At 36.4% G+C, this 26503-nt stretch carries 21 protein-coding genes and 1 tRNA gene; 9 read left to right on the top strand and 13 right to left on the bottom strand.

Translation table 11 applies throughout. The annotated features are described in order from the left end of the window. Positions 1 to 132: 132 nt before the first annotated feature. From ACMDB5_RS05195 to dnaE, 6 genes are all read right to left on the bottom strand, one after another. Positions 133 to 206: transfer RNA gene (locus ACMDB5_RS05195), tRNA-Asp, on the bottom strand. An 86-nt stretch (positions 207 to 292) separates the two neighbouring features. Next, positions 293 to 1234, bottom strand: coding sequence for a DUF58 domain-containing protein (locus tag ACMDB5_RS05190; RefSeq protein ID WP_413999954.1), 942 nt, complete (start codon positions 1232 to 1234; stop codon positions 293 to 295). Beyond that, entirely contained in the window at positions 1231 to 3801 is a 2571-nt protein-coding gene (locus ACMDB5_RS05185; RefSeq protein ID WP_413999953.1) for a M1 family metallopeptidase, read from the bottom strand. The genes ACMDB5_RS05190 and ACMDB5_RS05185 overlap by 4 nt, the downstream gene beginning before the upstream one ends. An 82-nt stretch (positions 3802 to 3883) precedes the next feature. Beyond that, a complete protein-coding gene (trxA, locus tag ACMDB5_RS05180; protein ID WP_413999952.1) occupies positions 3884 to 4201 on the bottom strand; it encodes a thioredoxin in 318 nt (105 codons plus the stop codon). Between the two features lie 276 nt (positions 4202 to 4477). Continuing rightward, positions 4478 to 5389, bottom strand: a complete 912-nt coding sequence (locus ACMDB5_RS05175; RefSeq protein ID WP_413999951.1) for an outer membrane beta-barrel protein — start codon at positions 5387 to 5389, stop codon at positions 4478 to 4480. Positions 5390 to 5559: 170 nt separating this feature from the next. Beyond that, positions 5560 to 10095, bottom strand: coding sequence for a DNA polymerase III subunit alpha (gene dnaE / locus ACMDB5_RS05170; protein ID WP_413999950.1), 4536 nt, complete (start codon positions 10093 to 10095; stop codon positions 5560 to 5562). 646 nt (positions 10096 to 10741) lie between these two features. Between dnaE and leuC the strand changes: the two genes are divergently transcribed. The 4 genes from leuC to leuB all read left to right on the top strand — a co-directional run bounded on the left by leuC (position 10742) and on the right by leuB (position 15634). Beyond that, the gene (gene leuC / locus ACMDB5_RS05165; RefSeq protein WP_413999949.1) at positions 10742 to 12136 is read left to right on the top strand and encodes a 3-isopropylmalate dehydratase large subunit; all 1395 of its coding nucleotides are present in this window, start codon (positions 10742 to 10744) and stop codon (positions 12134 to 12136) included. A 148-nt stretch (positions 12137 to 12284) separates the two neighbouring features. Then, positions 12285 to 12881 (top strand): 3-isopropylmalate dehydratase small subunit, encoded by a 597-nt coding sequence (gene leuD / locus ACMDB5_RS05160; protein ID WP_413999948.1) that lies wholly within the window; start codon positions 12285 to 12287, stop codon positions 12879 to 12881. 138 nt (positions 12882 to 13019) lie between these two features. Further along, positions 13020 to 14543, top strand: coding sequence for an alpha-isopropylmalate synthase regulatory domain-containing protein (locus ACMDB5_RS05155; RefSeq protein ID WP_413999947.1), 1524 nt, complete (start codon positions 13020 to 13022; stop codon positions 14541 to 14543). 29 nt (positions 14544 to 14572) lie between these two features. After that, the gene (gene leuB, locus ACMDB5_RS05150) at positions 14573 to 15634 is read left to right on the top strand and encodes a 3-isopropylmalate dehydrogenase (RefSeq protein WP_413999946.1); all 1062 of its coding nucleotides are present in this window, start codon (positions 14573 to 14575) and stop codon (positions 15632 to 15634) included. A 142-nt stretch (positions 15635 to 15776) separates the two neighbouring features. Here leuB and ACMDB5_RS05145 read toward each other — a convergent pair whose 3' ends face one another. Next, positions 15777 to 16130 carry an RNA recognition motif domain-containing protein gene (locus ACMDB5_RS05145; RefSeq protein WP_413999945.1) on the bottom strand — a complete coding sequence of 118 codons (354 nt, stop codon included), beginning with the start codon at positions 16128 to 16130 and terminating at the stop codon, positions 15777 to 15779. A gap of 212 nt (positions 16131 to 16342) precedes the next feature. After that, positions 16343 to 16570, bottom strand: coding sequence for a DUF6252 family protein (locus ACMDB5_RS05140; protein ID WP_413999944.1), 228 nt, complete (start codon positions 16568 to 16570; stop codon positions 16343 to 16345). Between the two features lie 300 nt (positions 16571 to 16870). On the opposite strand from ACMDB5_RS05140, the gene ACMDB5_RS05135 reads away from it, so the two are divergent. The 5 genes from ACMDB5_RS05135 to ACMDB5_RS05115 all read left to right on the top strand — a co-directional run bounded on the left by ACMDB5_RS05135 (position 16871) and on the right by ACMDB5_RS05115 (position 21040). Next, complete coding sequence (locus tag ACMDB5_RS05135) at positions 16871 to 17413, top strand: 30S ribosomal protein S16 (protein ID WP_413999943.1); 543 nt, start codon at positions 16871 to 16873, stop codon at positions 17411 to 17413. 13 nt (positions 17414 to 17426) lie between these two features. Next, the gene (rimM, locus tag ACMDB5_RS05130; RefSeq protein ID WP_413999942.1) at positions 17427 to 17951 is read left to right on the top strand and encodes a ribosome maturation factor RimM; all 525 of its coding nucleotides are present in this window, start codon (positions 17427 to 17429) and stop codon (positions 17949 to 17951) included. 76 nt (positions 17952 to 18027) lie between these two features. Next, the gene (locus ACMDB5_RS05125; protein WP_413999941.1) at positions 18028 to 18735 is read left to right on the top strand and encodes a tRNA1(Val) (adenine(37)-N6)-methyltransferase; all 708 of its coding nucleotides are present in this window, start codon (positions 18028 to 18030) and stop codon (positions 18733 to 18735) included. A 250-nt stretch (positions 18736 to 18985) separates the two neighbouring features. Continuing rightward, positions 18986 to 20164: an acyl-CoA dehydrogenase family protein gene (locus tag ACMDB5_RS05120; protein WP_413999940.1), complete on the top strand. Its 1179-nt coding sequence runs from the start codon at positions 18986 to 18988 to the stop codon at positions 20162 to 20164. A gap of 90 nt (positions 20165 to 20254) precedes the next feature. Next, a complete protein-coding gene (locus ACMDB5_RS05115) occupies positions 20255 to 21040 on the top strand; it encodes a DUF3050 domain-containing protein (RefSeq protein WP_413999939.1) in 786 nt (261 codons plus the stop codon). 30 nt (positions 21041 to 21070) lie between these two features. Here the strand turns inward: ACMDB5_RS05115 and ACMDB5_RS05110 are convergent, their stop codons facing one another. The 5 genes from ACMDB5_RS05110 to ACMDB5_RS05090 all read right to left on the bottom strand — a co-directional run bounded on the left by ACMDB5_RS05110 (position 21071) and on the right by ACMDB5_RS05090 (position 26495). Next, positions 21071 to 21388, bottom strand: coding sequence for a ferredoxin (locus tag ACMDB5_RS05110; RefSeq protein ID WP_413999938.1), 318 nt, complete (start codon positions 21386 to 21388; stop codon positions 21071 to 21073). A gap of 229 nt (positions 21389 to 21617) precedes the next feature. Beyond that, positions 21618 to 21857: a NifU family protein gene (locus tag ACMDB5_RS05105; protein WP_413999937.1), complete on the bottom strand. Its 240-nt coding sequence runs from the start codon at positions 21855 to 21857 to the stop codon at positions 21618 to 21620. 94 nt (positions 21858 to 21951) lie between these two features. Then, complete coding sequence (locus ACMDB5_RS05100) at positions 21952 to 23091, bottom strand: P-loop NTPase (RefSeq protein WP_413999936.1); 1140 nt, start codon at positions 23089 to 23091, stop codon at positions 21952 to 21954. Between the two features lie 229 nt (positions 23092 to 23320). After that, on the bottom strand, positions 23321 to 25738 hold the full coding sequence (locus ACMDB5_RS05095) for an ABC transporter permease (protein ID WP_413999935.1): 2418 nt from the start codon (positions 25736 to 25738) through the stop codon (positions 23321 to 23323). A gap of 4 nt (positions 25739 to 25742) precedes the next feature. Further along, positions 25743 to 26495: a head GIN domain-containing protein gene (locus tag ACMDB5_RS05090; protein WP_413999934.1), complete on the bottom strand. Its 753-nt coding sequence runs from the start codon at positions 26493 to 26495 to the stop codon at positions 25743 to 25745. Positions 26496 to 26503: the final 8 nt, after the last annotated feature.

Below are 26503 nucleotides of genomic sequence, written 5' to 3'. Positions count from 1 at the left end.
CGAAAAGCTTTTCATTGGTCTAACTACTAAACCGGGTTAGCTTACAAAGGCTAACCAAACAACACAACTAGCTTTAGATACTTTATGGGGGCAAAAAAGCCTTTCTGTTACGAAAGGCTTCCCCAATATTAGCGGTCTGGACGGGACTCGAACCCGCGACCCCATGCGTGACAGGCATGTATTCTAACCAACTGAACTACCAAACCTCTGCTTTATTGCGGTGGCAAAGATACGATAGATTTCCGTTTACACAAGCGTTTTTATAAAAAATATTTCATTAAATCGCCCCTCATTATCCAAAGTTTTGTTTCTCAGCCAAGTATGTCAAAATTATTTTTTCGAAATTTTCACTAACACTCACAGGAACGTACTTAATTCTGTTCTGAGCACAGCTCAACGCAAGTCTTTTAAAGTAAGATTGGGTTTGTTTTTCGTATTCCTGCTTTACATTATCAGCAAAAACAGAAACTTCCTCCCCTGTTTCCACATCAATAAACTTCCTGGGAGCGTTATCAAAGTCAAAATTCAGCTCCGTTTTATTATCCACCACATGAAACAAGACCACTTTGTGCTTATTTCGTTTCAAATGTTGCAAGGCATTAAACAAAGCTTCTTCTCCCTTGGTTGATTCCGAACTGGATTGAAACATATCCGTAAACAAGATAATCATCGAGCGACGATGCATTTTTTCGGCTATTTGATGCAAAAAAGCAACCGTATCTGTGCTTTTGCTCTTTTTTGGTTTCTCCAAAAGATTTTCGAGCGCATTGAGCACCATTCTATGATGCCGATCACTACCCTTTTCGGGCGCATAGTACTCATAAGTATCCGAAAAGACACTCAAGCCTATTGCATCCCGCTGTTTCTTTAAAAGATTCATTAAAACCGCCGAAGCCAAAACCGAAAAACCAATCTTATTTTCAAAAAAATTCTGATCTCCTTTTAATTTAGGATAATGCATCGAGGAAGAATTATCTATAATGATATGGCAGCGCAAATTCGTTTCCTCTTCAAAACGCTTGGTAAACAAACGATCCGTTTTGGCAAATAGCTTCCAATCAATGTGCCGGGTACTTTCGCCTGCATTATACACTTTGTGCTCCGCAAATTCAGCTGAAAAACCATGAAAAGGACTTTTATGCATCCCGGAAATAAAACCCTCAACCACTTGATTTGCCAACAATTCAAGGTGCTGAAAACTGGAAATTTTTTCTATTTGCGATTCGATTTTCATTCTGTGTCTTTTTTAATTTCTTGGGCGCGCGACAAATTATCAGTAGCCTGCAATAATTTTCTCTTTAAAATTGGACTGAATTTAGGGTTTTCTTTTAAAAAATCAGCAACTATATTAAAAGCATCCGAAGAAGAATATTTCCCAACGCTATTAACCAACCATCCCTTGGGAAAGAAAATATCTCCCGTGAGCTGCACCTCTTCGATCAAATCCAGACATTCTTTTAAATACTTCTTCGAGCTTTCCTGACGTAACGGATGATGAATATTAGCCAAAGCCAACTGCACCCATGATTCTTTTTCCCTGTTTTTTTCCTGTTTTAATGATTCCATAAAAGCATCCCTAACCGCCTCATCATTCGATAATGAAGGAAGTAAAAAATCGAAACGTTTTCGTTTATCCGAATTTCCGATTAAATCTCTGGTTTCCTTAAGTATTTCATCCGATTTTTCATGTTTATAAATAGCCAAATTCATAGCCATAGTTATATAATCGTCTTCGTTAAATTTCAAATTCGCAATTGAAATCTCCTTGTTCCAAATTTGATATAACTTTTCCTTAGCAGTTCCAGAATATGCTATGTCTTCAAACAAACCAAATAACTTTTTTTTGACATTGGAAGGCAAATTTTCCTGCAATCTGCTATATAGCATTTTTTCTAATTCGTCCTGACTACGAAGCTGTTGTTTTTCGGTAAAAAATCCCCAAAACAAAGAGCTCAATTGACTAGACAATAAACTTACGATTAACTCATTCTGTTCAACATTAACCCCTTTTAAACAGCTATCAAAAGCTTTTACAGGAGTAATTTTACCTATCAATGTATTCTCATAAAGATTAATATAGCTGTAAGCACGCGCTACTTCGTCCTTGATTTCCGAAATTTTATCTAGATTATTAATATCTATCGGGAACACTCCGTATCCGTATCCGTTGTAATTATAAATGATAGAAATAGGTTTTTGCAAACCAACAGCTTCCTTTACCTCTATAATTTGATCATTGACATTTACCTTTATCACTTTAGTAGATTCAGGATAAACCAAACCAATTTCAAAAATTTGAGGCCAAACATTTTGAGAAGAATCCTCAGCCCGTTGCTGAATCACATAACTCTTTATAGTACCGTTAGCATCGTATTGAATTTGATCGCTAAACAAAGCTCTTCCCGGCTGATTTACCCAAACATCGCTCCATTTTTTGATATTAGAAGGCGTTTCCTTGTCTAAAATTTCAACTAGATTTTCCCAATCTGCATTTGAATATGCATATTTCTGAATGTATTTTTGAATTCCCTTCTGAAACGTTTCTTTTCCCATAGTTGCTTCTAATTGTCGCATCATAATGGGCGCCTTATTGTAAATTATGTTTCCATAAAGAGAACCTGCATTTTTAAGATTAGCTAAATTCTGACGAATAGGATGCGTTCCTTTAGTACGATCTTCTTCATATGCACTTGGGTAATGAGTGGTGAGAAACTGCAGATTATGATTGATATCCGGAAAAGCCGGATTCATTATTTTATCTGCCATAAAATTAGCAAACACTTCCTTCATCCAGACATCATTAAACCATTTCATGGTCACCAAATCGCCAAACCACATGTGCGAAGTTTCATGTGCAATTAATTTGCCTCTGCTCAATTTTTCGCTATTGGTTGCGCTATTATCTAAAAATAACTTTGACTCTCTATATTGAATAGCGCCTACATGTTCCATTCCACCATATTGAAACACCGGAATCGTAGCGAAATCCATTTTCTTGAACGGGAATGGATATTGGGTATATTTTTCTAAATAAGAGATAGCCTGACGGTGCAAACTAAAAATAGTACTCAAACTCTCATTCAATTTTTCAGGATTATTCTCCCTATACAAAAGGGTCATCGGAAAACCATTCAAGTCTTGAGAGATGCTCTTAAATTCTCCCGCCACAAAAGAAAACAAATAAGTACTCATCTTATCTGATTCTTCGAACTGGTATTTCGTAAAATCTCCTTGCTCCGTTTTTTTACTTACTGACGCTCCCGCCAAAACTGACCAATTCTTAGGTGCCGTTATAGAAAGTGTATAAGTGGCTTTAATATCGGGTTGATCAAAACAAGGAAACAACGTACTGGCTCTATCAGGAACCAATAATGTATATAAAAAATCATCGTTCCTATTTAAGGACAAATCCCCCGCGATAAAATCAATTTCAACAGTATTTTGTCCTTTAATTAAATATTCTTTAGGTATAATCAGATGCTCTTTTTCATGCAAAATGGCAATATTCTTCCCATTTACAACGGCTGTTTTTAGATTTTGCTTCTTTTCATTAAAATCCAAATACAAAGGCTCACGAGTATTACTGATTTTTACTTTTAAAGCTAGTTGAGACAAAATAGGACTTTCTTTTTCTTTAGGAATATCAAATGACAATTCATAAGACACATCCGAAACTTGGCTTTTGCGATAAACAGCTAATTCTTTAGAAATTCCATTTTCCGATAACAAATTGGTTTTCTTAACGGACTGACACGAATAAATCACCAAAACAAAACACAAAAAACACGAACTGATTTTCATTATAACAAAGATTAATGTTGGCTAAAAATAAGAAAAGGCTTGACTTTCGCCAAACCTTTCTATATAAATTATAATCTACTGATTACAACAAAGCGTCTAAACTATCTGCATAAGTTTGCTTTGGAGCTACTCCTACTTGCTTACCAACAACTTCTCCGTTATGAAAAACCAACACAGTTGGAATATTTCTCACTCCGTACTTTGCAGCAAATTCTTGGTTTGCATCAACATCAACCTTTCCAATTACAACTTTTCCTTCGTATTCATTACTCAATTCATCAATGATTGGTCCAACCATTCTACAAGGTCCACACCATGCTGCCCAAAAATCTACCATTACTGGTTTGTCTGATTTCAAAACTACTTCATCAAAAGTAGCATCTGTTATTGCTAATGCCATATTTATTTTTATTTAAAGTTTAAAAGTCTTGATCGCATTCAAAACTTGGCTACAAATTTAGAAATTAAAAACAAATCAAACACTATTCACAAATTAGTTTTGACTATAAATACATTGTCAATAGTTATCAAAATATATTTGTTGGAATTTCAGAATTCTTGCCGGCCATTCACGCGAGCAATAACAACTCTTTAGTATCATTGAAAATGTTTAAACAAAAAAAAGAGGCTGCCAAACGACAACCCCTCAAAATATATATTTTTTAAAAATATTGTATTATAGACTGTATTTCAAACCTAAAGTCAAACCTAAACCACTAATTCCTACATAAGAACTTAGCTCATCCATTGGTTTACTATTGTCTAATCCATTTGGATTCAATGCAGCGTTATTTGAATTTACATCCAAACGATTCACATAATTTGTATGTATTTGCGCTTGGGTTCTACCAGCTAAAGCATTTTGTCCATTCATTGTGTATTCCGTAGTCTCTTTAGTTTTACCATGCACAGTAAAATTACGGTATTCTAATTCAGCAAAAGCTGAAATTTTCTTACCTAATCTATATGATGTTCCCAAAGCAGACATAAACCCAACAGTTGGGTTTGGTTTAACTTTATCAACACTGTGTATAGCTACCGTTGCAGGGCTTGCAACACCTGTAGGAGCAATCGCATCCGAAGTTATCTCTAAGTCGCCGTGAATAGGCACTAAAACTCCTACTTTAGTATAAGGCTCAAAACCTTTGTGTTCACCTAAAAACAAAACCAATGCCGGAGCCAAATCAAAAGCAGTAATTTGCCCTACTGATTTAAAATTATAAACTGGTTTACCACCTGAAATAAAAATATTATCTGTGGTTGTTTGCGCCATTGTTTTATCAGTACTATTGTAATAATTAACACCCATTTCAACTCCTAAACGGGCATTGAAACGGTAACCTGCAGTTATTCCGGTTCTAAAACCTTCTCCAAAAGATCCTGTAACACTTTCTTCAGAAACTAATTTTCCTCCTACATAAACCTTGCTTAACGCTGCATTACCTCCTACAGTTGGAAATTCAGTAGCTGCAGTTTGCATAAAATAAGATCCGCCCAATTTAAAATACCAGCTTTCTTTTTTTTCAGTTTGCCCCATCATAGTCAAAGAGCAAGCCATAAATCCTAATAAAAATAGGTTCTTTTTCATAATATTGTTTTTTGTTTTACAACAAACATAAATAATTTCGACAACAGCTCTTGGGCATTTTCAAAATAAATATGAACACAAAAAACAATTAATATGCATGCATATAAAAATCAACTGTTTACGATAAAAAATTAACATTTGAAAAGCTAAATAACATTAACTTAGCAAAATTAATTTAATTTAAAATTAATCTGCATTTTTTCCAATTCCAACAGCAACTCATTTGAAATTTTAATTTTCAATTTTCTACTCGGCATAGACAACTTAGTTACCACTTTTATCTCTTCTATCTCAGTAACCTCAACCGTATCAGTTTCCTCAGATTCTGAAGTTTCTACATCATCAATTTCCTCAGCAAAAGCTTCCTCATCATTTTCAATAACTACTGGTGTCGCCTGCACAATTCTCCTAACTTTTTCCAATTCCATGACTTCAAAAGCAACCTGATTATCTCCTTTATTCTCCTGAAAAAGACGACTCAACTTATGAATAAACTCTGTCTGTAAATCTGTTATATTCAAAAGCAGAATTATTTTTTTTGCAAAAACATCCAACACATCCTGTAATTGCTTTGCATCGACAAATTGCATTCTTGGTTCCGATTTTTTACCGGTATCCTTATTAACCCATCCATCTTTTATCAGAATTTTGAAATAAACAAAATTATTAGGAAGCAAGTATCGGTGGAAATTTAAATACTCTTCTCCAAAAATTTTAAATTCAAAACTTTCATCAAAACCTTCTAAATTAAAAATCGCCCATTCTTTTCCGTTTTTCGCGGTTCTCCTTTGCACATTAGATACAATTCCACCAAAAGCTAAATTTTTACCAACGTAAAGCTCCATGTTTTTGAGCATTTCCAATTTAGAATTACAGAAATACTTCATTTCAAATTTGAAATCATCCAGCGGATGCCCAGAGATGTAAATCCCAACAACTTCTTTCTCCTTGGCCAATTTTTCCATCGTGCTCCAATCCTCGCAAGGCGGTACAATCGGTTCGGCAATTTGCACTTCGCTGGCTTCTCCAAACAAACTTACCTGAGACGAGTTTTCATTTTCTTGAAATTTTGCCCCGTAACGAATCGCCTTTTCATAAAAGGTAATTCCGTCGCCATCATCATGAAAATATTGAGCTCTTGTTGTATTCCCGAACGAATCAAAACCTCCGGCCAAAGCCAAGTTTTCGATCGCTTTTTTATTGGCAGCACGTAAATCAATACGTTTGGCTAAATCAAAAATCGATTTGTATCTTCCGTCTTTCCTGCAATCCACAATAGTTGCCACCGCTCCAGACCCTACTCCTTTTATCGCTCCCATTCCAAAACGAACAGCATAATCATCATTTACGGTAAATTTATAAAAGGATTCATTGACATCAGGCCCCAAAACCTGCAATCCCATTCGCTTGCATTCTTCCATAAAGAAAGAAACCTGCTTGATATCATTCATATTATTCGAAAGCACCGCCGCCATATATTCGGCAGGATAATGCGCTTTTAAATAAGCCGTTTGATAAGCAATCCAAGCATAACAGGTAGAGTGCGATTTGTTGAACGCATAACTCGCAAAAGCTTCCCAGTCCTTCCAAATTTTCTCCAAGACTTTTGGATCATGCCCTTTGGTTGCAGCCTGTTCTACAAACTTAGGTTTCATTTTATCCAATACATCTTTCTGTTTCTTACCCATCGCCTTACGCAAAACGTCGGCTTCACCCTTTGTAAAATCAGCCAAGGATTGCGACAAAAGCATCACCTGCTCTTGATATACCGTAATTCCATAGGTTTCTCCAAGATATTCTTCGCAGGCATCAAGATCATAAACAATTGGTTCTTCTCCGTTTTTTCTTCGAACAAAAGAAGGAATATATTCCAAAGGTCCCGGACGATACAAGGCATTCATCGCAATCAAATCCCCAAAAACCGTAGGCTTCAGGTCCTTCATGTATTTTTGCATACCGGGTGACTCGTATTGGAAAATCCCCACGGTCTCCCCTCGCTGGAACAGTTCATAGGTTTTAACGTCATCAATAGGAAAAGTATCCGGATCCAATTGAATCCCCGTTCTATATTTAACCAACTTAACGGTATCTTTAATCAATGTCAGGGTCTTCAGACCCAAGAAGTCCATTTTCAGTAATCCGGCACTTTCGGCAACCGAGTTATCAAACTGGGTTACATATAAATCAGAATCTTTGGCCGTTGTTACTGGTACGAAATTGGTAATATCCGAAGGCGTAATAATCACCCCGCAGGCGTGAATACCAGTATTTCGCATCGAACCTTCCAATATTTTTGCCTGTTGGATGGTTTCTCCCGCTAAATCGTCTTCATTTGCAATAGCGATAAGCTCTTTAACATTATCAAATTCATCCGAACGCAACGCTTTTTTAACATCTTCCTCTTTTTCAGAAATAAAACGCGCCAAATTCCATTTAGATGGCATCATTGCAGGAATCAGTTTCGCAATTCTGTCCGCCTCAAACAACGGCAAATCCAGTACACGAGCCGTATCACGAATCGCCGATTTGGTTGCCATTTTACCGTAAGTAATAATTTGTGCTACTTGATTGGCTCCATATTTATTAATTACATAATCCATTACACGACCACGGCCTTCATCATCAAAGTCAATATCGATATCGGGCATGGAAACACGATCCGGATTCAAGAAACGCTCAAAAAGCAAATCGTATTTAATTGGGTCAATGTTGGTAATCCACAAACAATAAGCCACCGCAGAACCCGCAGCGGAACCACGTCCTGGCCCAACGGAAACATCCATTTCCCGAGCTTTGGCAATGAAATCCTGTACAATCAAGAAATAACCCGGATATCCGGAATTGGAAATAGTCAATAATTCAAAATCTAGTCGTTCTTGAATACTTGGCGTAATCTCACCATATCTTTTTTTCGCACCTGTCATTGTAAGGTGACGCAGATATTTATTTTCACCTCTTACTCCGCCATCAGCTTCGTCTTCAACAACAACAAACTCCTCGGGGATATCATATTTAGGAAGCAATACATCTCGATAAAGCGAGTAAATTTCGACCTTATCTACAATTTCCTGAATATTGATAATGGCGTCCGGTAAATCAGCAAAGAGCTTTTTCATCTCTTCTCCTGATTTATAATAATATTCCTGATTAGGCAATCCATAACGATAGCCACGACCACGACCAATTGGTGTAGCCTGTTTCTCTCCGTCTTTTACACACAATAAAATATCGTGGGCATTGGCGTCTTCTTTATTTAGGTAATAGGTATTATTGGTAGCAATCAACTTTACTTGATGCTTTTGAGCAAACTCAATCAAGGTTTTATTGACACGGTTTTCATCTTCTTGATTATGTCGCATAATTTCCAGATAGAAATCGGCTCCAAATTGCGCTTTCCACCAAACCAAGGCTTCCTCGGCTTGATTTTCACCAAGATTTAAGATTTTACTGGAAATTTCTCCATATAAATTCCCGGACAAAACCATGATGTCCTCCTTGTACTTTTCTACAATAGTTTTGTCAATTCTAGGCACATAATAAAATCCGCTAACGTAAGCTATCGATGCCATTTTAGCTAAATTATGGTAGCCTTTCTTATTTTTGGCTAACAAAACCACTTGATAACCGTTATCTTTCTTGGATTTATCAAGATGGTTATCGCAAATATTAAATTCGCAACCTACAATAGGTTTAATTTCTGTTTCTGTTGGTTCTTCTCCGTTTTCAATTGCAGCTGTAATTCTAGCTTTGGCAGCCTTATTATGATTCATAACCGCATTCACAAAATGGAAAGCTCCCATCATGTTCCCAGTATCGGTCATCGCAACGGCAGGAAAACCATTCTTAGCCGTAACAGCAACCAAAGGCGCAATTCCAATAGTGGATTGCAGTACCGAAAACTGTGTATGATTATGCAAATGTGCAAACTTAGCTTCGTTTAAACCTTGTTTGTCCGATTCAGAAATAGTGGTTTGACTATGACCTTGCTCCTTTTTTCGAAGCTGTTTGCTTATTTCTTCAGAAGCCGCTTTTAAATTGATATGTTTTAATCCAATAAGTTGGATCTCTGCTGGATTCTTAGACTGGAAATCTTGAAAATAAGAAGCCGGAACATCCAACTGTTCTTTTGTGAAATTTTCTCTTCTGATTAACTCCAAGAAACAACGCGTAGTTGCTTCGACATCGGCAGTCGCGTTGTGCGCTTCGGCAAAAGGTTTGTTAAATAAATAACTATGTAATTCCGTTAAAGTTGGCAATTTGAATTTTCCGCCACGACCGCCGGGCAACTGCAATAAAGAAGCCGTAACTTCGGTACAAGTGTCCAAAACCGGAATGGTAGCCATCAGACTCTCCACCCCCAGACGATGAAACTCGCAACCCATAATATTGACATCAAAACCCAAGTTTTGCCCCACAATAAATTTGGCTTTACCAAGTGCGACATTGAATTTCTCCAAAACTTCAGCCAAAGAGATCCCTTCGGCTTGCGCCAATTCGGTAGAAATACCGTGAATTCTTTCGGCATCATAAGGTATATTAAAGCCGTCCGGCCTTACCAGATAATCCTGATGCTCGATGAGTTTCCCCATGTCGTCATGCAACTGCCACGCAATCTGAATACAACGCGGCCAGTTGTTCGTATCGGTTATCGGCGCATCCCAACGCTTAGGTAATCCTGTAGTTTCGGTATCGAATATTAAGTACATAACTGAATGTGAATGGTTTAAAAGACCAAGTATTTACAAAAATTGAATTTCAAATTTAGTTTTTTTTAAACAAAGAACTAAGGCAAGTTATCAACAAAAAAATAACTTAACATTGTTTTATTTTTCTTTCAAAATTTTAAAAATAAATCATAAAATCTGCAAATTAGCAAGACTCTCCTTTTTTTGGATGTCGTAGTATTTTGCAAAAAAAACTAGTCGACTACCAAAACAAAAAGCTTCCTTTTTATTGTTTAAAAAGTCATCAAAGGCAACCCTTCAAAAAAAACCAAAAACAACAATCATTGTAAATTACCACTTAAAAAGCGTTTTTTATTAAATTATTTTTAAAATAAAGCCGATTTAAAAGCATTTTACAACACAATAAGCAATCCTATAAAAAAGCACAACTTTAATCTCAAACGAAAAACAAAAGGGAATCAAAACCAAAACTGAACGAGTTTGTAAAATTATCCTCAAACAAAATTAAACACTAAGCTTTCGTAAAAACAGCGTTGGGCATCGTATATAATGAATAATCGAAATTTGCACCTTTAACCTATTTTATAAATTTGCTTCATTACTAAAGCTTCATTCAAAATAGTTTAGTAGCAAAAAGAAGAAATACACTTTTAAAAAAATAGTTAAAATGAGTACTACATTATTCGACAAAGTATGGGATTCGCATGTTGTGCGTAAAATTGAAGATGGACCAGATGTGTTTTTTATTGACCGTCATTTCATCCATGAAGTTACTAGTCCTGTAGCTTTTTTAGGTTTAAAATCAAGAGGCGTTTCCGTTTTATACCCAGAACGCACTTTTGCCACAGCCGATCACAATACACCAACCATAAACCAACATTTACCCGTTGAAGATGCTTTGTCTGCCAATCAGCTTAAAGCTCTAGAAGATAACGCTGCCGAATACGGTATTTCGCACTGGGGACTAGGTCATCAAAAAAATGGAATTGTTCACGTCGTAGGACCTGAAAACGGAATTACTTTGCCTGGAGCAACGATTGTTTGCGGAGATTCGCATACTTCTACTCACGGTGCTTTTGGAGCCATTGCTTTCGGAATTGGTACTTCTGAAGTAGAGATGGTTTTATCCACACAATGCATCATGCAGCCCAAGCCAAAGAAAATGCGTATCAACGTAAATGGCAAGTTGAGTAAAGGTGTAGGCCCAAAAGATGTTGCTCTTTATATTATTGCTCAATTGACAACTTCTGGAGGGACGGGCTATTTTGCTGAATATGCCGGAAATGTATTCGAAGAAATGTCTATGGAAGGCCGTATGACCGTTTGTAATTTAAGTATCGAAATGGGTGCTCGTGGCGGAATGATCGCTCCGGATCAAAAAACTTTTGATTTTCTTGAAGGAAGATTATACGCTCCTAAAGGCGAAGCTTGGGATAAAGCGGTTGCTTATTGGAAAACCTTAAAAACGGATGAAGACGCAATATTCGATGCTGAATTAAATATCAATGCCGAAGATATCGAACCAATGATTACTTATGGAACCAATCCTGGAATGGGAATTGGAATCTCCAAAAACATTCCAAATGCAAACCAAGTGGAAGGTGGCGAGGAAACCTATAAAAAATCTTTGGCCTATATGGGCTTCGAAGAAAACGATGTCATGATTGGAAAACCAATCGATTTTGTATTCTTGGGAAGTTGTACTAATGGTAGAATTGAAGATTTCAGAGCCTTTACAGAAATTGTGAAAGGGCGACAAAAAGCCGATAATGTAACGGCTTGGCTAGTTCCGGGTTCTCATGTTGTTGAAGCACAAATTAAAGAAGAAGGACTATTAGACATTCTTACCGAAGCTGGCTTTGTATTGCGTCAGCCGGGATGTTCGGCTTGTTTAGCAATGAACGATGACAAGGTTCCTGCCGGTAAATACGCGGTGAGTACCTCGAACAGAAATTTCGAAGGTCGTCAAGGTCCCGGATCGAGAACTTTGTTGGCAAGTCCAATAATGGCTGCTGCAGCTGCCGTAACCGGAGTATTAACCGATCCAAGAGACTTGTTCTAAAAAGCTTTACGCTTTAAGCAATAGGCTTTAAGCATGTGACGATTTTAAAAAAGACTCTAGAAAAGGCTTACAGCCTAAAGCAAATTAATTATAATACAACTGTAGGGAAAGCCTAAGGCCTAAAGCCTACAACCTAAAGCAAAAAAAAATGGCATACGATAAATTTAACATCCTTAGCAGTAGCGCAGTGCCGTTACCGATAGAAAATGTAGATACCGATCAAATTATTCCTGCGCGTTTCTTGAAAGCAACAGAACGTGTTGGTTTTGGCGACAACCTTTTCCGCGACTGGAGATACAATGGAGACGATTCTCCAAAAGCCGATTTCGTTTTAAACGATTCGACATATTCTGGAAAAATATTAGTGGGCGGGAAAAATTTCGGTTCAGGTTCTTCCAGAGAACACGCAGCCTGGGCGGTTTATGATTACGGATTCCGCGCTGTAGTTTCGAGTTTCTTTGCGGATATTTTCAAAGGAAATTGCTTAAATATCGGAGTTTTACCGGTTCAGGTAAGTCCTGAATTTGCCGATGCAATTTTCAGCGCCATCGAAGCCGATCCAAAAACAAAATTGGAAATCAACCTAGAAGCACAAACTATTACTTTATTGGCTACAGGCCAACAAGAATCTTTTGACATCAACGGCTACAAGAAGAATAATATGCTGAATGGTTTTGACGATATTGATTATCTGCAAAACATTAAAGAAGAAATTGTAGCATTTGCTGACAAACTACCTTACTAAAAACAACAAATAAATACAGTTACTCAAGCTTCATCTTTATTGATGAGCTTAGTAACTGTATTTACTATTACCAAAAACACAAATATTAAGATTGCAGAACATTGTTAAAGTCAAAATCGCATTAGCATCAAATTTAAAATGGAAAAAAGAAAAATTGAAATAATGGATACAACGCTCCGCGATGGGGAACAAACCTCCGGTGTATCCTTTTCTGCTGCAGAAAAACTGACCATTGCACAATTATTGCTGGAAGAATTAAATATTGACAGAATCGAAATTGCTTCTGCAAGAGTCAGTGAAGGCGAATTTCAGGGAGTAAAAGGCATCATGTCTTGGGCTGAAAAAAAAAGCTATAGCAACCGAATCGAAGTTTTGACTTTTGTTGACGGCGGACTTTCTATCGAATGGATGAAAGAAACCGGAGCGAAAGTCCAGAATTTATTGACCAAGGGATCTCTGAATCATTTGACACATCAATTAAAAAAAACGCCCGAACAACATTTTACCGAAATTGCACAAGCCATAGCATTGGCAACAGCAAACAATATCGAGACCAATGTTTACTTGGAAGATTGGAGTAATGGAATGCGCAATTCGCCCGAATATGTTTTCCAATATTTGGATTTTTTGACCAAACAGCCCGTTAAAAGAATATTATTGCCCGATACTTTAGGGGTTCTTATTCCTTCGGAAACCTTTGAATTCATCTCGAAAATTACGGCCAGATATCCGAATACACATTTCGATTTTCACGCACACAACGACTATGATTTAAGCATAGCCAATGTCATGGAGGCCTTAAAATCAGGTATCAAGGGTCTTCACGTAACGGTGAACGGAATGGGAGAACGCGCCGGAAACGCCCCACTTGAAAGCACCGTTGCCGTAATCAATGATTTCATGCCAGATATAGAAATCAATGTAAAAGAATCTTCATTGTACTCTGTCAGTAAATTGGTAGAAACTTTTACGGGTTATAGAATTCCAGCCAACAAACCAATTGTAGGTGACAATGTTTTTACGCAAACTGCCGGTATTCATGCCGATGGAGACAATAAAAACAATTTGTATTTTAATGACTTGCTTCCGGAGCGTTTTGGCAGAAAAAGAAAATATGCTTTAGGAAAAACTTCCGGAAAAGCCAATATCGAAAAAAACCTTCAGGAATTAGGATTGCAATTGAATCCCGAAGACTTAAAATTAGTTACTCAAAGAATCATCGAATTAGGAGACAAAAAAGAAACTGTTACCAAAGAAGATTTGCCCTATATTATTTCTGATGTTTTGGACAGCCAGACTTATCAAGAAAAAATAATCGTTGAATCTTATATATTATCGCATGCCAAAGGAATGCGCCCTTCCACTACTCTTTCCTTAAAAATAGACGGAGAAACCATTGAAGAACACGCACAGGGTGATGGTCAGTTTGATGCTTTTATGAATGCTTTGGCAAAAATATATAAAAGCAAGGAACTCGAATTGCCTCGACTAATTGATTATGCTGTCCGGATTCCTCCCGGGAGTAGTTCAGATGCTCTATGCGAAACCATAATCACATGGACAAACAACGGAAAAGAATTCAAAACTAGAGGACTGGATTCTGACCAAACAGTTGCTGCGATCATAGCAACTCAAAAAATGTTAAATGTAGTAACGAACTAATTCTTAAAAAACAACACAAAAAACATATAATGAAATATACTATTGCCCTTTTAGCAGGAGACGGAATTGGACCCGAAGTAATCAATGAAGCTGTTAAGGTTTCGGATGCTATTGCAAAAAAATTCAATCATGAAATCAACTGGACACCGGCATTAACCGGCGCTTGTGCTATTGATGCTGTTGGAGTTCCTTATCCTGATGAAACACATGAAATATGCATGAAGGCAGATGCCGTTTTATTTGGAGCCATCGGTCACCCAAAATACGACAACGATCCATCTGCACCCGTAAGACCAGAACAAGGTTTATTATTGATGCGCAAAAAATTAGGTTTATTTGCCAATGTGCGTCCAACCTTTACTTTCCCTTCTTTGATTGACAATTCTCCATTAAAAAGAGAGCGTATCGAAGGAACCGATTTAGTTTTCCTTAGAGAATTAACCGGCGGAATTTATTTTGGAGAAAAAGGAAGAAGAGACGGCGGAGAAACCGCTTTCGACAACTGCGTTTACACCAGAGTCGAAGTACAACGTTTAGCAAAAAAAGGTTTCGAATTGGCAATGACACGCAGCAAAAGATTATGTTGCGTAGATAAAGCCAACGTTTTAGAGACTTCTCGCCTATGGAGAGAAACCGTACAAGCTATGGAAAAAGACTATCCAGAAGTTAGCGTAAGCTACGAATTTGTAGATGCAGTTGCGATGCGATTGGTACAATGGCCAAACTCATATGATGTTTTAATTACCGAAAATTTATTTGGTGATATTTTGACCGATGAAGCTTCTGTAATTTCTGGATCTATGGGACTAATGCCTTCCGCATCCGTAGGAGAACACACTTCGTTGTACGAACCAATTCACGGATCGTATCCGCAAGCAACCGGACTGAATATTGCCAATCCATTAGCAACCATATTATCCGCGGCGATGATGTTCGAAGATGCTTTCGGATTAAAAGAAGAAGCCGAAGCGATAAGAGCAGTTGTAAACAAATCATTAGAACAAGGAATTGTAACCGAAGATTTGGCTGCAAAAGGAAGCAAAGCCTATAAAACCAGCGAAGTTGGAGACTGGTTGGTTGCTAACCTATAATTTGATTAATTTGTACCGTAGAGACGCACTGCGACGTCTCTACGGCTGTGCGGTCTCTACCAGTACATTTCTACTAAACACAACCAAACAAAAAGGGTGTCAATTTGCATTGACACCCTTTTTTATATGATTGAAAAAAATATTAATATCTTCCTCTGTCTCCACCACCACGGTTGTCTCCACCACGGTTGTTTCCGTAACCTCCGCGTGAATCTCCACTACGGTTGTTGTTAAAACTTCTTCTTTCACCTTCTGGTTTAGGCTCAGATTTGTTTACTACAATTGCACGTCCTTGAACAGTAGCTCCGTTCAATTCGTCAATTGCTTTTTGAGCGTCATCATCATTTGGCATCTCAACAAAACCAAATCCTTTACTTCTTCCTGTAAATTTATCCGTGATAATTTTAACTGAATCAACTGCTCCGTAAGCCTCGAAAGACTCTCTTAAATCTGCTTCCTCAATACTGAATGGAAGACTTCCAACAAAAATGTTCATATGTACTTATTTATAATAATGAAACAAATGTACTCTATTTTTTATCTAATCCACTATAAATTAGATAATTTATGTTTTTATTATAAAATAAAATCCAAACACGAATACTTCAATTTGAAGCAATTCAGCAATTTATACTGATTTAATATATCAGACCAGCTACAATAACAGGAAATTTATAAAACACTCTATGCTTAAAGTTTAAAACAGCTCTAGCCAATGAATTTATTGTCAATATTCTCGGCATTAAATTTAAAAGTACCTGAAACGGCATTATTTACCGCATCGTACTCTGTTATCACTATCTGACCATTGCCGATATTAATCCCTGTAGAAAAGGTAATCGTACCGCTGGCATCCGAAAAAACATAGGTTGCCATTTTAGATGTACTAGCTCCTAATAAATAAGCTTCAATAACCAAAGCCCTATAAAGACCCAATTAAGACTTTTGATTCAATTGCTCTCAAAGAAGGATTAACAAACCTGACATCTTCTTGGCAGGAAATCAAAAAAGACAACTCAAAAATAACACAAGATGTTTTTTCACAAACACTTCTTTTACAAAAAACATATTTCTATAGCAAAAAAAGATATTTCAAACAAAAAAATCGCAGACTAAAAAACCCTAAAACTTTCTTATTCATTATAATAACAGCCTATTGGCATATTAAAATAAATAGTATATCTTTGCAACCTTAATTAATCGAGGTCGAGTACCTCAAAATTTAATCACACGATTATGTCAGTAAAAATTAGATTACAAAGACACGGTAAAAAAGGAAAACCTTTTTACTGGGTTGTAGCTGCAGATGCACGCTCAAAAAGAGACGGTAAATACTTAGAAAAAATCGGCACTTACAATCCAAACACAAACCCAGCAACTATCGACTTAAACCTTGATAGCGCAGTGAAATGGTTACACAATGGTGCTCAACCAACTGATACTGCTAAAGCAATTCTTTCTTACAAAGGAGCTTTATTGAAACACCACCTTGATGGAGGTATCCGTAAAGGAGCTTTAACTCAAGAGCAAGCTGATGCAAAATTAGCTACTTGGTTAGAAGCTAAAACTGGTAAAGTTGATGCTAAAAAAGATGGTTTAACTAAAGCACAAGCTGATGTTAAAGCTAAAGCATTCAAAGCAGAACAAGAAGTAAACGCTAAACGTTTGGCTGCTGCAGCTCAAGCTGAGGCTGACGCTATTGCTGCTGCAACTCCAGCTGTTGAAGAAGTTGAAGAAACTCCTGCTGCAGAAGAAAACAACGAAGAAACTCAAGCATAATTTAGAAGCGAAGATGCGTAAAGAAGAATGTTTCTATTTAGGCAAAATCGCCAAAAAATTTAGTTTCAAAGGAGAAGTTCTTGCCTATTTAGACACGGACGAACCTGAGTTATACGAAAACTTGGAATCAGTGTTTGTTGAATGCAACAAACACTTGGTTCCTTTTTTTATTGAAAGTAGCTCACTACACAAAAACGACTTTCTCAGAATCCGTTTTGAAGATGTCAATACCGAAGAAGAAGCCGACGCTTTAATTGGCAACGACCTTTATCTTCCTCTAAAAATGTTACCCAAACTTAGCGGTAACAAATTCTATTTTCACGAAGTAATTGGTTTTGAAATAGAAGATAAACGCCTTGGATTCGTTGGAGAAATCCAATCTATCAATGACACCACAGCCCAACCTCTTTTTGAAGTTCTCAACAACGGCGTGGAAATTCTCATTCCAATGATTGACCATTTCCTTGTCAAAATTGACCGTGAAAACAAAAAAGTTATCATGAATTTACCGGAAGGTCTTATTGAGATGTATCATTAGGAAAGGTTATTCGGTTATTTGTTAATTTGTCCATTTTAGAAATTTGAAATCCAAATTTGTAAATCCAAAATCAATAATGTTTTCATTCAAACAATTTACAGTTCAACAAGATCGCTGTGCCATGAAAATTGGAACTGATGGCGTTTTACTTGGAGCCTGGACACCTATTGAGAACAATCCATTCAGCATTTTAGACATAGGCGCCGGAACCGGAATCATCGCCTTGATGTTAGCACAACGCAGTCATGCCGAACAAATTGATGCATTGGAAATCGACGAAGAAGCTTACGAACAAGCCGTGGATAATTTTGAGAACTCCTCTTGGAGCGATCGTTTATTCTGTTTTCATGCTGGCTTAGACGAATTTGTCGAAGAACCAGAAGACGAATATGATTTGATTGTTTCGAATCCCCCATTTTATTCTGAAGACTACAAAACCGAATGCAATCAAAGAGATTTAGCTCGTTTTCAAGACGCTATGCCTTTTGAGGATTTAATCGAAGCAGCGGCTTTATTACTTTCGGAAAACGGTGTTTTTTCTGTAATTATCCCCTTCAAAGAAGAAGATAAATTTCTGGCTCTTGCCAAGGAATACGAATTGCACCCAACAAAAATCACCCGAGTAAAAGGAACACCAACAACTGAAATCAAGCGTAGCCTATTGGCTTTTAGCCGCAATGAAATTTCCGATTTCCCAATCGATGAATTGATCATCGAAACTGCTAGACATATTTACACTGCCGAATACATTGAATTGACTAAAGATTTTTATTTAAAGATGTAGTTTTAAATAAACAGCAATTCTTCCTAGCTATTTATTAGATCATTAATCCCAACAAGACTCTAAACAAGAAACCCGAAGTTAATTTTCTTATTTAGCCGAACTATTTTACATTCATAACATTTTAAAGTGGTTTTGTTACATTTCTTTATGTAAATTTGTTTCTATAAAAACAAAGAAATTACTCAATTAGCAGGTAGAAAACACAACTTGCAAATTAGAGTTATAAATCAAAAACTATAAATAACCACATATGAAACCAGATTTATTTCAAGCTCCAGATTACTATAACCTTGACGATTTATTAACAGAAGAACATAAATTAGTACGTGATTCTGCTCGTGCTTGGGTAAAAAAAGAAGTCTCACCTATCATTGAAGAATGTGCACAAAAAGCCGAATTCCCAAAGCAAATCATAAAAGGTTTGGGAGAAATTGGTGGTTTTGGACCTTATATACCAGAAGAATATGGCGGTGCCGGATTAGACCAAATATCATACGGACTAATCATGCAAGAAATAGAACGCGGAGATTCTGGCGTTCGTTCTACCTCATCGGTACAATCTTCCTTAGTAATGTATCCTATCTGGAAATACGGAAATGAAGAACAAAGAATGAAATATTTACCCAAACTAGCCACTGGAGAATTCATCGGTTGTTTTGGATTAACAGAACCCGATCACGGTTCTGACCCTGGAAGCATGATCACCAACTTTAAAGACATGGGAGACCATTATTTATTGAACGGTGCCAAAATGTGGATTTCAAATGCCCCTTTTGCAGATATCGCTATTGTTTGGGCAAAAAATGAAGAAGGAAGAATTCACGGACTTATCGTTGAACGTGGAATGGAAGGCTTTAGCACTCCAGAAACACACAACAAATGGTCACTTCGTGCTTCAGCAACTGGAGAGCTTATATTTGATAATGTAAAAGTCCCAAAAGCAAATTTACTACCTAACAAATCCGGACTAGGAGCACCATTAGGATGTTTAGATTCTGCTCGCTACGGCATTGCTTGGGGAGCAATTGGTGCGGCAATGGATTGCTACGACACTGCGCTACGTTATGCAAAAGAAAGAATCCAGTTTGACAAACCTATTGCAGGAACTCAATTACAGCAAAAGAAACTAGCCGAAATGATCACCGAAATCACCAAAGCACAATTATTGACCTGGAGATTGGGAGTTTTAAGAAATGAAGGCCGCGCTACTACGGCTCAAATCTCGATGGCTAAAAGAAATAATGTAGACATGGCGATTCACATTGCTCGCGAAGCAAGACAAATTCTGGGCGGAATGGGCATTACTGGCGAATATTCGATTATGCGTCATATGATGAATCTAGAATCCGTAATTACCTATGAAGGAACACATGACATCCATTTATTGATTACAGGAATGGACATTACCGGAATACCTGCTTTTAAATAGTATAAACAAACTATTAAAGTATTTATAAAATTGATCCTAAAAGCTTCTTGCCTACAAGAAGCTTTTTTATATTTACCATAAAAAAATAAGATGACTATTCAGAATATAAACAACACTATTGAACCACAAAAAAAGGCATTACTGCTTCACCCGCTTTATAAAAAAGTAAAAACCATCGAAGACTTACGATGTTTTTTAGAAAGTCATGTATTTGCAGTTTGGGATTTCATGTCTTTATTAAAAGCCTTACAAACCAAATTAACCTGCACCACAACTCCATGGTTTGCCACCAGCAATCCAGAAACCAGGTATTTGATAAATGAAATAGTACTCGCCGAAGAATCCGATTTGACACTTGACGGTCGTCGCCAAAGTCATTACGAAATGTACATTGAAGCGATGAAAGATTGTGGAGCCAACACCTCAGAAATAGAGCATTTTTTATCAGAAGTACATTCCCTACAAAATATATTCGTAGCAATAAAAACAAGCAATCTGCACCCTAACATCAAAGCCTTTTTAGATTTTACATTCAGGGTTATTGAACAAGGTAAACCACACGAAATTGCAGCGGCTTTTACCTTTGGCAGAGAAGATTTGATTCCGAGTATGTTTACAGAAATATTAAAAAACTTTCAGGCAAATTTCCCAGATACCGATTTAAGAAAACTAATCTATTACTTTGAAAGACATATCGAATTAGATGCCGACGAACACGGTCCGATGGCAATGCAAATGATTAATGAATTATGTGAAGACGATGCCAAAAAATGGAGAGAAGTTGAAGAAATATCGGTATTGGCACTAGAAAAACGCATACTGCTTTGGGACGCTATTGAAGAACACATCATGGAAGGCCATTTAACAACAATATAAAAAAAAGTCCCGATATCGGGACTTTTTTATTTAATTTTCTGGAGCCAATTCTAATTCTAAGCCCTCAAGATCTTCGGTGATTGGAATTTGACATCCCAAACGACTATTGGATTTTACGTAAAATGCCTCTGAAAGCATTGCTTCTTCGTCTTCGCCCATTTCGGGTAGCGCTACGTCATTAAGAACATAACACTGACAAGAAGCACACATAGCCATTCCGCCACAAGTCCCTTCTACAGGAAGTTCATATGCTTTACACAACTCCATGATATTCATTGCCATATCCGTAGGAGCTTGCAATTCATGCACCACTCCTTCTCTATCTTTTATTTTTATTAATACGTCCATTTCAGTTTTCAGTTTTCAGCATACTAGGCACAACGTAGAGTTCTAATCCCTAAATACCCTGTTTTACAATTATTCTTTTTTGAATTGCCTTTACTATTGATTTTTGCTTGCGTGAGGGATAGCAGCAAGTTACCGAAGTAACGCGGATAGCCCGACGATTTTAATAAAAAAGGCCAATAGCCACAAAGACAAGAAGCCTTTTTTATTAAAATGGTCACGCCATAAGTATTTACAAGATATTTACAACAGTTTCAATTTGTGGAGCAAACTTTTTGATTGTAGTTTCCACCCCAGCTCTAAGTGTCATTTGATTAACACTACAACTGGTGCAAGCTCCTTCAAGTCGTACCTTTACATGTTTACCTTCTTCAATGGAAATAAGCGTGATATCGCCCCCATCAGAAATTAAAAAAGGTCTAATTTCTTCGAGTGCTTTTTGAACTTCACTTGTTAATTCTTCTGTTGTCATATCTTTTAATGTGATAATTTCGATAATGTGATAATCAGATAATGTTTGTAGCCTTTCAATTAGTTAATTTTCTAATTGGCACATTTCTAATTTTCTAATTTTTCTTAACCGCTGAACAACCCGCCATAGTCGTTATTTTTATGGCTTCGCTAGCAGGCAAACTTTCATTTCTTCTTACTGTTTCTGCTACTACATTACGTGTTATTTTTTCAAAAACAGTTTCAATTACCGAACCTGTTTGCATAGCAGCCGGACGTCCATAATCACCCGCTTCGCGAATAGATTGTACGATTGGCACTTCGCCAAGGAACGGAACATCTAAATCTTCTGCAAGATTCTTAGCACCCTCCTGCCCGAAGATATAATATTTATTGTTTGGCAATTCTTCAGGCGTAAAATAAGCCATGTTTTCAATAATTCCCAAAACAGGAACATTTATTGCATCAGAAAGGAACATAGAAACTCCTTTTTTGGCATCAGCCAAAGCAACTGCTTGTGGCGTACTTACTACAACTGCACCTGTAACCGGCAACGACTGCATGATTGACAAATGGATGTCTCCGGTTCCTGGAGGCAAATCTATTAGCATGAAATCCAGCTCACCCCAATCAGCATCAAAAATCATTTGGTTCAAAGCTTTAGAAGCCATTGGCCCTCTCCAGATTACTGCTTGGCTTGGCGCTGTAAAAAATCCTATAGACAGCATTTTTACTTCGTAGCTTTCTACCGGTTTCATTTTAGATTTTCCGTCAACGGTAACCGAAATCGGCTTTTCATTCTCTACATCAAACATGATTGGCATAGATGGCCCATAAATATCGGCATCAAGAACACCAACACTAAAGCCCATTTTAGCCAAAGTTACCGCTAGATTTGCCGTAACGGTAGATTTCCCCACTCCTCCTTTTCCAGAAGCAACGGCGATGATGTTTTTTATACCAGGAATAGCTTTTCCTTTAATTTGATTTGGATTTTCAGCCACAGCGGCTTCTACTTTTATATTCACTTTAACTTTGGCATCAGGAGAAACCAAATCGTGAATTGTTTTTTTGATGTCGTCTTCTGCACGTTTCTTGATGTGCATCGCCGGTGTGTGTAACACTAAATCGACAACTACTTCTTCTCCAAAAGTTATCACATTAGCAACTGCTCCACTCTCCACCATGTTTTTTCCTTCTCCAGCTATAGTAATCGTTTCTAAAGCTTTTAAAATATCTTTTCTATCTAATTTCATTATAAGTATGATGTTTTTCAGATAGCGGCTATTGTCCTATTGCTATCCTTATTTAAACTAATTTTAGATTGCAAAGATAACAGATTAAGTTCTTATTATAAAGGATTTGGATAGGATTTATTACCACTAGAATTAATCGGAATTATTAAAAAATTAGCTCTTTATAAAACACAAAAAAAACCTGACGGAGACCAAGACCCATCAGGTTAAATTTCACTTTAAAAAACACTTATTCGTATTTTAAATATTTCAAAACATCCACCTTTGTCGCTTGATAGGCCTTGGACAAAACAACAATCAAAGTCAACAGCATTAAAATAAGAAACCCAATAAGGAAAGGCACAAAGGAAATGGAAATCCGGTAGGCAAAGTTTTCCAGCCATTTATTGAGTAAATAATAAACAGGAAATAAGGCAATTAAAAAACCGATGATACAATACAAAATATATTGTTTGGATAATTCCTTCAATAAAACATTCGTTTCTGCTCCAAGGGTTTTTCGAATAGCAATTTCCTTCATACGCCTTTGTATCGAGTAAGAAGCCAAGGCGAATAATCCGAAAAGGGCTATCAAAATTACGACTGCATTTAACAATGAAAAAAGATTCTTTTGCTTTACGTATGCCTCATAAGTTCTGGCATATTCTTTATCTACAAAATCATATTTAAACGGATATTCGGAATCAACCGTTGCCCATAATTTTTCAATATCTGCAATAGTATTTTCCATATTATCAGCGTTTAGTTTTATAAAAACTTTATCAATATTTCCTGCCCTATTTATAGTTTTAAGATGACAAAATACTACAGGAGGCACTTTTTCTTCGGGACTTAATAAGTTGAAATCATTAACGACACCAATAATTTTTAATTTTTGATTGTTAATTCGAATTTCTTTTCCAAGCGGATCTTTAATATTCATTAATTTCAGAGCTGTTTCGTTTATTATCACTGAATTAATCGTATCTGAAGCTAGTTTCCTATCAAAATCCCTACCTTCTGTTATTTTTATATTCAGCATTTTAAACATGCCAAAGTCTAAAGCAATACTCCTTTCTTTAAAGAGTTCATCGTTATATAAAATAGGTGCTATCGAATTATCAGAACCATCAAAAGAGACAAGACCAGTTGAAATTTGTTCAACTCCTTTAATTTTGCTTAATTCTTGTTTTATGGTGGTGTATTTATTGTAAATATTTTGTCCAACATTTTCTACTTCATAATCCGATGATGGAAAATTTAATGACACAGCAACTACCTGATCTCCTTTAAAACCCAGATCTTTATTATTCAAGTACCTAACTTGCTCATATACGATATAGGAGCCGATTATGAAAAATGAGGCTATTGCAAATTGAAAAATAAGCATTCCGTTACGAAGCCATATCCCATTTTTACTTCTTCCAAAATTCCCTTTTAATACTTTTAAAGCTTCAAAATTAGACACGTAAACCGCTGGAAATATTCCTGCAACCAAAACAATAATTATAAAAATCAAAATCAGTTGCGCATAAAACAAACTCCCTAAAAGCACTAGCTTTTTATCTAAAAAGTTGTTGTAATAAGGCAAAGTGAGCTCTACAATTACCAATGCCAGTAAAATCGAAAAAAAGCTCGTTAAAATGGTTTCAAAAATAAATTGTCTAATAATATTCCCTTTGGAAGCCCCTACAATTTTGCGTACACCCACTTCTTTGGCTCGTTTTATAGCATTGGCAGTTGCTAAATTGATATAATTAACAACCGACAAAATGAGAATCAAAACTGACAAACTCATCATGATTAACAAAAATTGATAGTTACCTCTGCCTTCCGGATAACCGTCTGTGATGGAATGTAATCTGGCTTTTGAAAGTGGCTCCACGACAACTGTAAAATGCCCTATTTTTTTGGCCATTTCCTCGGGAGTAAAACCCTCAAGTTTAGCTATTTTATTAATAAAATCGTCGTTATAATATTTTTCGAGGCTCTTTCTCGTATGCTCAATTTTTGAGGAATCTTTAATTTTAAACAATAATTTTAAAACAAATGGATTCGTCACATTTGCTGTTGTCAATTCCTTCATTTTATTGATTATGACGTTTGGAGAAATTGATGAATTCCCTGGAATATGATATACGGCACGAACAACAAACATTTGGTTAAGACATTTTATTTGTTTTCCGATGGGGTTTTCATCACCAAAAACTCTTTTAGCTGTATCAACAGAAATAGCAATACTCGTGTCGTCTTTTAAAGCAGAAGCTGCATCTCCTTTAATTATTTTGAAAGGAAAAAATGAAAAGAAATTGCTCTCAACATTGATGATTTTATCTTCTAAAATTTTCTTTCCATTATAGATAATTTTATCCTTTTGATACCAACTATCAGCATACATTATAGCTTCCACATTGGAATCTTTATCTAAAATAGGTTTTAGAAATAAAGAACAATCCGACCAAACTGGCATATCGCTCAATTCAACCAATACCTGATAAACGTTCTCTTTTTCAGGATTCCAATCGTTATAACTTTGTTCATCATTCCAATACAGGGTCCCAAAAATCAGTCCCGCAATCCCAATGCTCAATCCCAAAACATTTAGAAACGAAAACAATTTGTTTTGTCTCAAATGGTATATAAATATTTTTAGCCAATTTACTATCATACTATTATTTCTTTACAATCTTAGCCGACGAATGATTCTTTATCTCTACTTTTTCCGGCGAACCATAATAATGTATTTTGGATGCCGAGGACGCATTGGCTTTTAGAGACTGGTTTGCCGTTATGCTAATTGATGCGGCACTGTTTGCCTGTACAACAACATCATCCACAGAAAAATTTTGAGCATCACAACTCGCGCCGCTATTTATATTTATCAATGCCTGTTTTGATTTCCCAACGAGTCTCGTACTTGACCCGCTACCAAAATCGCCATTAAAAGTATTTGTCACAATATTTCCATCAAAACGAGATCCTGAACTTAGCTTTAAATCAATAATTTTTGATTGTATTTTTCCAGAAAAAGAAGAACCCGAATTTAAATTGAGAAGCATTTTATCAGTATTTACCTCTCCAATAATTTTTATTGAGCCTCCTGAGCCGGCGCCGAAAGAATTAATATCTTTTTGAGAAACATACACTTTTAGAACCTTAAAACGATTCGTCCCACTTTTATCTTTATTACTTTTTACAAAAACCTTAAGGATCCCTGCATTCACTACAGTTTTAATCTTTTGCATTTTTTCGGCATCGTCTGTTTCTACTTTTATAGATTGTGAATTCTTTTGAGTAAAAATCAATTCAATTCCGGTTTGCACTTCGATTCCTGAAAAACCATCCAATTTTCTTGTTTCGGATACTTGTCCTTGACAAATCATCGTAACTAAATAAGTCGTAATAACTAAAACTAATCGTATCATATTTTATA

It is taken from the genome of Flavobacterium sp. W1B, from assembly GCF_047344965.1.
In the GTDB taxonomy this organism is placed as follows: domain Bacteria; phylum Bacteroidota; class Bacteroidia; order Flavobacteriales; family Flavobacteriaceae; genus Flavobacterium.
Note: the sequence above shows the minus strand (reverse complement) of the source record. Positions and strands in the feature narration are given on the sequence as shown.